The sequence below is a fragment of the Herbaspirillum sp. B65 genome, assembly GCF_000333555.1.
Classification (GTDB): Bacteria; Pseudomonadota; Gammaproteobacteria; order Burkholderiales; family Burkholderiaceae_D; genus Herbaspirillum; species Herbaspirillum rubrisubalbicans.
Genome location: NZ_BADI01000882.1, coordinates 1 through 7441, shown reverse-complemented (window position 1 = coordinate 7441; position 7441 = coordinate 1). Strand labels below are relative to the sequence as shown.

8 protein-coding genes are annotated in these 7441 nt (G+C 59.2%); 4 read left to right on the top strand and 4 right to left on the bottom strand.

All coding sequences use genetic code 11. The features are described from left to right. On the bottom strand, nucleotides 1–182 hold a 182-nt coding region (locus I5W_RS32920), incomplete at its 3' end, for a hypothetical protein (protein WP_217284461.1). Between the two features lie 253 nt (nucleotides 183–435). Between I5W_RS32920 and I5W_RS31560 the strand changes: the two genes are divergently transcribed. Beyond that, a complete protein-coding gene (locus tag I5W_RS31560) occupies nucleotides 436–939 on the top strand; it encodes a hypothetical protein (RefSeq protein WP_148289165.1) in 504 nt (167 codons plus the stop codon). A 252-nt stretch (nucleotides 940–1191) separates the two neighbouring features. Next, nucleotides 1192–1689 (top strand): hypothetical protein, encoded by a 498-nt coding sequence (locus I5W_RS20975; protein ID WP_017450152.1) that lies wholly within the window; start codon nucleotides 1192–1194, stop codon nucleotides 1687–1689. A gap of 141 nt (nucleotides 1690–1830) precedes the next feature. Here I5W_RS20975 and I5W_RS20970 read toward each other — a convergent pair whose 3' ends face one another. Further along, complete coding sequence (locus tag I5W_RS20970) at nucleotides 1831–3450, bottom strand: methyl-accepting chemotaxis protein (protein WP_044530690.1); 1620 nt, start codon at nucleotides 3448–3450, stop codon at nucleotides 1831–1833. A gap of 205 nt (nucleotides 3451–3655) precedes the next feature. Next, a complete protein-coding gene (locus tag I5W_RS20965) occupies nucleotides 3656–5281 on the bottom strand; it encodes a methyl-accepting chemotaxis protein (protein ID WP_252717153.1) in 1626 nt (541 codons plus the stop codon). A gap of 18 nt (nucleotides 5282–5299) precedes the next feature. On the opposite strand from I5W_RS20965, the gene I5W_RS33610 reads away from it, so the two are divergent. Then, nucleotides 5300–5485, top strand: coding sequence for a hypothetical protein (locus I5W_RS33610; protein ID WP_252717152.1), 186 nt, complete (start codon nucleotides 5300–5302; stop codon nucleotides 5483–5485). A 286-nt stretch (nucleotides 5486–5771) separates the two neighbouring features. Here I5W_RS33610 and I5W_RS20960 read toward each other — a convergent pair whose 3' ends face one another. Continuing rightward, nucleotides 5772–6230: a GNAT family N-acetyltransferase gene (locus I5W_RS20960; RefSeq protein WP_017450149.1), complete on the bottom strand. Its 459-nt coding sequence runs from the start codon at nucleotides 6228–6230 to the stop codon at nucleotides 5772–5774. 427 nt (nucleotides 6231–6657) lie between these two features. On the opposite strand from I5W_RS20960, the gene I5W_RS20955 reads away from it, so the two are divergent. After that, a partial coding sequence (locus I5W_RS20955) for a DUF3300 domain-containing protein (RefSeq protein ID WP_148289164.1) occupies nucleotides 6658–7441 on the top strand: 784 nt, incomplete at its 3' end.

Here is a 7441-nt window from a genome sequence, read left to right as displayed (position 1 = left end):
CAGAGATAGTCAACCGTGAAGTGATGATCGCATCTGTTTGCTGCCACGAAACGCTCCGCCACCATCGCATATAGCCGCAAGATCAGACTGTTGGAGGGCAACCAGAACGCAAAACAAAGTGCCGCTGCGGCAACTAGAAGAAGGGTGTATCCACCCCCTTTTGGTGCGACGACTTGTTGCATACGCCCCCCCTTGTAAAAACGTAACAGCCAAGCGAAATATATCAACGGTTTATGAGCTTACCACTTCGAAGTGTTCGGTGATGCTAACCGCTTCCACTTTAGAAAACCACCGGCCAAGACCTGATATACACTCTCGGAAAAACTAAAGCATCACCAGCGGTTTGTCCTAGTTCAATGCCGCTTTTGTATTAGTTAGAAAAGCACGCCCGCCATTTACGCAACGCCCCCCGGACTTTTCTCCTGATGCTCAACGATGAAATCATCCGATCAAAATTTCGACATTTCACTATTAGCATTATTTTTTGGAGTGATGTGGCTGTTGCTCATGTCGCCTTTTCTCCTAACAGTCTTCCATCCACCCCACGCAGACATCTGCGCCAATGATTCCGGTTATACAACTGCCAACCGTTCGGTACAAGGCGTGGTCCACTATCTTGGAAGAGCAGTCGTCATCGAAAGCGGAGAAGGAAAGAGTTTTCGTCGGACTTTCCTTGCGGGATGCGATAAACACGGATGCGCACCACCCTACGACAAACTCAAGCCAATCACTGGCAAAGAAATTACGGCCGGATTTTGTGGACATACTCTGGTTGTGATCAGGACATCGGATGGCGTGGACTACTATCACGGCAGTCCGTCCCCACAGGCCGAGCTTGACCACAAGTACAGTAGCGACTCGCTGGCCATCGTGATCGCATACCTGCTGGTCTTAGGGCTGTTGGTAGTCTGCTGGCGCGTCATCAAACGTCCATCATGACGTTGCCATCGGATGCCACTTCCTGAACATGATCCGTCCGCAATTCCAATATCTTGGCAGAAGCACAATCATGCCTCCAAGACTCCCCCGAGCTTGTCAAAAAGCCGCGCAGAGCGTTAGCGCCACGAGGATTTAAGACATTTGCCACCGCCACATCCCCCCCGTTAAAATGCCCCACGCAGAAGACCTGGGGATTCGCCAAACTGTCTTCTCCGTAACGCCTGAATACATCAACAACTAGGGGAAACAAAAATGAAAATTGCACTTTCCGTATCTGCGTTAGCGTTGATCCTCACTGGCTGCGCCTCGACCCAATCGGGCAATGCCAACCCCGAACTTTCGGTGACCGGACCTGGCGAGACCCAGGTGTGCAAGCCCACCACCGGCAAGGAAATCGCCGCCTTGTTCGACCGTTGGAACCAGTCGCTGCAAACACTCAAGCCCGAAGCCGTCGCCGCCAACTATGCGCCGCGCTCGCTGCTGTTGCCGACCGTGTCCAACAAACCGCGTTTTACCAACGAAGAACGTATCGATTACTTCGAACACTTCCTGCATAACAAGCCGGTGGGCAAGATCGATATGCGCTGGCTGTCGATCGGCTGCAACACCGCCATCGATGCCGGTCTCTACAGCTTCACCTACGGCACCACCGGCCAGGTGGTTCATGCCCGCTACACCTTCACCTATGAATGGGATGGCAAGCAGTGGCTCATCAGCAGCCACCACTCCTCGGCCATGCCGGAGAAGTGATGCCGCATTGATCGTTGGCGTGGAGCAAACCCGACGGTTCTGATCCACGCTGACGATGAAAACAACAAGGGCGCAGAGATGCGCCCTTGTTGTCATGGGGGATGACTGGGTCGTGCCAGCAACCGACCCTGTTCCGTCACCTCAGGCCGGCAGCGCCAATGCCTCGCTTTGCGCAATGGCGGGCGCCTCTCGCGGCGCCTGGATCTGGCCACCTTCAGCGATCCATTGCGCCTGACGATGGAGCCGGAACACCCCTACCGCTTCCACCAGATGCGCCGCCTGCTCCTGCAATGACTGCGAGGCGGCTGCGGCCTGCTCGACCAGTGCCGCATTCTGCTGGGTGGCATCGTCCATCGCACCAATGGCTTGATGGATCTGCTCGATGCCGGCGCTCTGTTCACTGCTGGCCGAGCTGATCTCGCCAACGATGTCGGTGACACGGCGCACGCTGTGCACCACTTTCTCCATGCTGTTGCCCGCCTCGGCGACCAGATGGCTACCGGCGCCGACCTTGTGGACGGAGTCGTCGATCAATTCCTTGATTTCCCGAGCGGCTGCAGCAGAACGCTGGGCCAGGGATCGCACCTCCGACGCCACCACGGCAAAGCCACGCCCTTGCTCGCCGGCACGCGCTGCTTCCACTGCGGCGTTCAAGGCCAGGATGTTGGTCTGGAAGGCAATGCCGTCAATCACGCTGATGATGCCCACGATCTTGAGCGAAGAGGCATGGATGGCATCCATCGTCACCACCACCTCGTTGACCACGTCGCCAGCCTGGCTGGCGATGGCCGAGGCCGAGGCGGCCAGCTCGTTGGCCTGGTGGGCGTTGTCGGCGTTCTGGCGCACGGTGGCAGTGAGTTGGCCCATGGCAGTGGCAGTCTCTTCCAGGGAACCGGCCTGCGCTTCCGTGCGAGAAGACAGGTCGAGATTGCCGCTGGCAATTTCACCGGCAGCCACCTGGATGGCACCGGTGCTGTCGCCGACGCTGCCGATGATCTTGCACAGGCTGTCGTTCATGCGCTTGAGTGCCTGCATCAGATGGCCGATTTCATCGCGCTCGGCGTGATCGATCTTGCTGGTCAGGTCGTAGCGGGAAATGGCATCGGCCACGTGCGTGGCGTGGCGCAGGGACGACACGATCAACCGCACCAGCAGCAGGCTCGCTCCCGCCACCATTGCACCGATCAGAAGGCTGACGCTGGCGGTGATGACGATAGACGACTGCAGGATGGAAGCGGCATTGTCCATCTCCTGGCGGCCCAACTGTTCGTTGTACTGCTTGTGCTCGGTCAGGGCTTTCATCAATTGGTTGCCGGCTGGCACCAGCAGCTCTTCCCGCGCGCGCGACAGTTCGGACGGCTGCCCGTTCCCGACCAAGGCCAAGGTCTGGTGCCGTGCCTTCTCGTAAGCGGCAAAGGCAGCACGGTCCTGCTCCAGCAACTTTTCGTCTTTCGCGTCGGAGATGCAGTCTTTCTCGTACTTGAGGAAGGCGGCCTGCGTCTTTTCATGCAGCGCCTCAAGGACAGGGAAGATCTTTTCGCGGGCCGCGGGTTCGATGAAGTAGCGCGCCACGTTCAGCCGTATCGCGTACACCGACTCGATCGCCTGATCCAGCGCGAGGATGCTGGGGACGGTATTCTTGGTCGAATAGCTGGCTGCCTCCGACACCCGGTGACTCTGGTAGATGCTCAACGCCGTCAGGGCGCACAGGCCCAGAATGACGGCGATGATGAGAAGGTACAGCTTCTTGGCAATGGTCATGATCGGCTCTCCCTGGCGTGATATGGTCGTTGCAAAATGCCTTCCCCAACTTGGGAGCAGGAACCATACCGCAACTAAAGATCACCGGGTTTTAAATTTCATGACCGAAACTGACCATCCAAAAAATTAATATAAATAATTTATAAAATCGATATAAAAGCAAGGCAGGCACCCCCATCAGCGGCGCCTGCCCGGCCCACCGAGGTCAGGCCGGCAGCGCCAATACCTCACGCTGCACAATGGCCGTGCCGCGCTCCGCCGCTGGTCCCGCACTCCCCTCGCCAATCAGTTGCGCCTGACGCTCCAGGCGGAACACCCCGACTGCCTGCGCCAAGTTCACCGCCTGTTCGCGCAGCGACTGCGAGGCCGCTGCCGCCTGCTCTACCAAGGCCGCATTCTGCTGCGTGGCCTGGTCCATCATGCCGATGGCCTGGTTGACCTGGACGATGCCGTCGCTCTGTTCGGCGCTGGCGGCAGTGATGTCGCCGACGATGTCGGTGACCCGACGCACACTCTCGACCACCTGCTGCATCGTGCTGCCCGCCTGCGCGACCAGGCGGCTGCCGCTTTCGACCTTGCTCACGGAGTCGTCGATGAGTTCCTTGATTTCCTTGGCGGCGGCCGCCGAGCGCTGGGCCAGGGAACGCACTTCCGAGGCCACCACGGCAAAGCCGCGTCCCTGCTCGCCAGCGCGGGCGGCTTCCACCGCGGCGTTCAGCGCCAGGATGTTGGTCTGGAAGGCGATGCCGTCGATGACGCTGATGATGTCCACGATCTTGAGCGAAGACGCATTGATGGCAGCCATGGTCTCTACCACCTGCTGTACCGCGTGGCCGCCTTCGGTGGCTACGCTGGAAGCAGAACTGGCCAGGGTATTGGCTGCTTGGGCGTTGTCGGCGTTCTGGCGCACGGTCGAGGTGAGCTGTTCCATGGCCGAGGCGGTCTCTTCGATGGAGCCGGCCTGGGCTTCGGTGCGGGAAGACAGGTCGCTGTTGCCCGCTGCGATCTCGGCCGATGCAGTGTCGATGGTGCTGGCGCTGTTGCGCACGTTGCTGACGATGCGCACCAGGCTGTCGGTCATCTGCTGGATGGCTTGCATCAATTGACCCACTTCGTCATTGGCACGGCCACGGATGCGGGTGCTGAGGTCACCGGTGGCAATGGCGCGTGCAGCCTGGATGGCTTCGCCCAGGGCGCTGGAAATGGTGCGTGAAATCACCACACTGACCATGCCCACGATGGCGCAGACGACCAAGCTCATCATTACAGCCTGGTAGAGTGCTGAATGCAGGCTGTCCTGTGCACTCTGTGCGGCTTGTCGGCCCAGTTGCTCGTTGTAGCGGCGATGCGCCGCCAGGGCGTTGATGAGCTTGTCGCCGGGCGGCACCACCAGTTGTTCCACCGCCTGCAGTGCTTGTTCGGTCTTGCCTTCAGCGCCCAGGGCGAGCACGGTCTGGCGACTTTTTTCATAGTCGGCAAAGGCGTCGCGGTCGGCTTGCAGCAACTGGGTATCGGTGGCATCGGTGAGGTTTTCCTTCTGGTAGCGCTCGAAGGCGGCCAGGACTTTTTCACTTTCCAGGCGCATGGATTTTTCCAGCTTGGCGCGCGTGGCGGCGTCGGTGGAGGCGGCATAACGCCAGATACCCACCCGTATACGGAACACCGCTTCGCCCGCATCGCCCAGCACCAGCAGGCTGGGCACGATGTTGGTCGAGGTATAGCTGGCGGCGTCGGCGATCTTGTTGCTCTGGTAGATGCTCATGCCAGTCAGACTGGCCATGCCGAGGACGACGGCAAGAAGCAGGAGACGGAGTTTATTGGTGATGGTCATGATCGGATGTCGGTAGGCATGGCCCAGCCCTTGGCGCTGGATGCATGGTGTGGCGATGCGATGGTGGCAATGAAAGATGTCCAAAAAATTATAAGTCGGACAAAAATGCTGCAAATTCACATCTGGCCACTCTTTGATGCGGATCATCTTTGCGCCATTGCATCAGGAACTGGATCAAGTCATCGCCAAAACTTAGTTGCATAGCGCCAGGCGCCGCTCCACAAGCCAATGCGGGAAGAAATAAGCTTAGAAAAAGCGGTGCCAGCAGTAGCGTATCAAGCCGATTTCTGACCCTGCCTGACAGGAATCACGCGCTGTTTTCCTGTCTTCAGTGAAGATCGTGATTACGCCAAAAAATAAGTTTTTTCGGTCGAGGCAGTGCGCCACCGCGCTACTTGAAGGAAGAGCAAAACGAGGAGGAAAAATGAAACAGCGGAGCCGTGACAGGCTCCGCTGATGAGCCATCACCATGCAGTGATGCAGACTTGGCTTACTGCGATGCAGCCTGGCGATAGATGTCCGGACGGGAGATATGCCAGACGAAGTCGCCGCGATTGATGGCCTCGAAACCACAGCTGGCATACAGCCACGGCGCGGTGGAAGTGGTCAGCATGACGCGCCGCAGTTTCTGCAGGGTCGGGTGCTGGTTGACCGATTCGATCATCCAGCGCCCCAGGCCCTGGCCGCGCAGCTCGCCGATGACGAAGACGTCGCACAGGTAGCCGAAGGTGGCGTGATCGGTCACCACGCGGGCAAAGCCGATCTGCTGCTTGCCGCGATACAGGCCAAAGCACAGGCTATTGGCCAGGGCCGTGCGCACGGTGTTGAGGTCGATGCCGGGAGACCAGCTCGAATGGGTCAGTACGTCGTGGATGAGGGGGATGTCCAGCCGGTCGGGATCGGTGTCGATGAGGAAATCATCGCGCCGCCAGATCAGGTGATGGCTCATGGTCGTTCCTTGCTTGATGGCTTGTTGTCGTAAAAAATTTGCCTTGATGCATGATGCGAAAACAGTTTAGAACGTTTCTCTTGCGCCGGCTCTCTTGGTCTCGCCCCAGGCGTGGCGCGCCTCTTGGGCAGTTGACCGGGTCCGTGCGCATGAAACTGGTCAGGATCTGTCCATTGCCGGATGGATCAATTCCATTGATGAGATTCGTTCCGTGGCCGTTCATGATGCCACAGCAGCCCCCGTCTTGCGCAAGGCTTTCCCTTCGGCAATAGCGCCACTGCCCTCACCATCGCCCTGAAACATCGCTTGCAATTCCGTTACACCTGGCCGGGTGATCCTGGTCGAACATGGCTTCACCTTAGTGCAAGGGAAACTGCATTTTTCTTCTGCATCCTTCCCCGGCACGCAATTCGGCAAGGAGAACGACGTGAACAAGACATCCCTGGCCTGGGCCGCCTGCCTGGTCTTTTCGCTGGTCTCGGGTATGCCCGCGCAAGCGCAGAGTAGCGATCCCGCAGCCCCGGCCGTGTATACCCAGCAGCAACTGGACCAGATGCTGGCGCCGGTGGCGCTGTATCCCGATTCGCTGTTGGCACAGGTGCTGATGGCCTCGACCTATCCGCTGGAAGTGGTGCAAGCGCAGCGTTTCGTGGAAGCGCGACCGGGCTTGCAGGGCGACGGCCTGGCGCGCGCCGTGGCGCCCATGCCGTGGGATCCGAGCGTGAAGGCGCTGGTGCAGTTTCCTTCGGTGCTGGCGATGTTGAATGATCGCCTGGACTGGATGCAGCAATTGGGTCAGGCCTTCCTGGCACAACAACCGGCCGTAATGGATACGGTGCAGAACCTGCGCGAACGGGCCCGCATTGCCGGCACCCTGGAGTCCAGTCCGCAGCAGCGCGTGGTGGTGCAAGAGGATGTCATCGAGATCGTGCCGGTCAATCCGCAGGTAGTCTATGTACCCTACTACAACCCGACTGTGGTCTACGGTAGCTGGTGGTGGCCGTCGGCGCCGCCCTTGGTATGGGTGCCGCCGCCGCGCTATCGCCCGCCCAGCTATAGCTCGGGTTTTTCGGCCAGCATCAGCTTTAGCAGCGGCATCGGCGTGATGAGTGCCTTCTTCGGAGACGCCCGCCCCGACTGGCGCCAGCGCCAGGTGCTGGTGACCCAGACGCGCATCAACAACATCACCAATAATGTCACCAATGTGACCA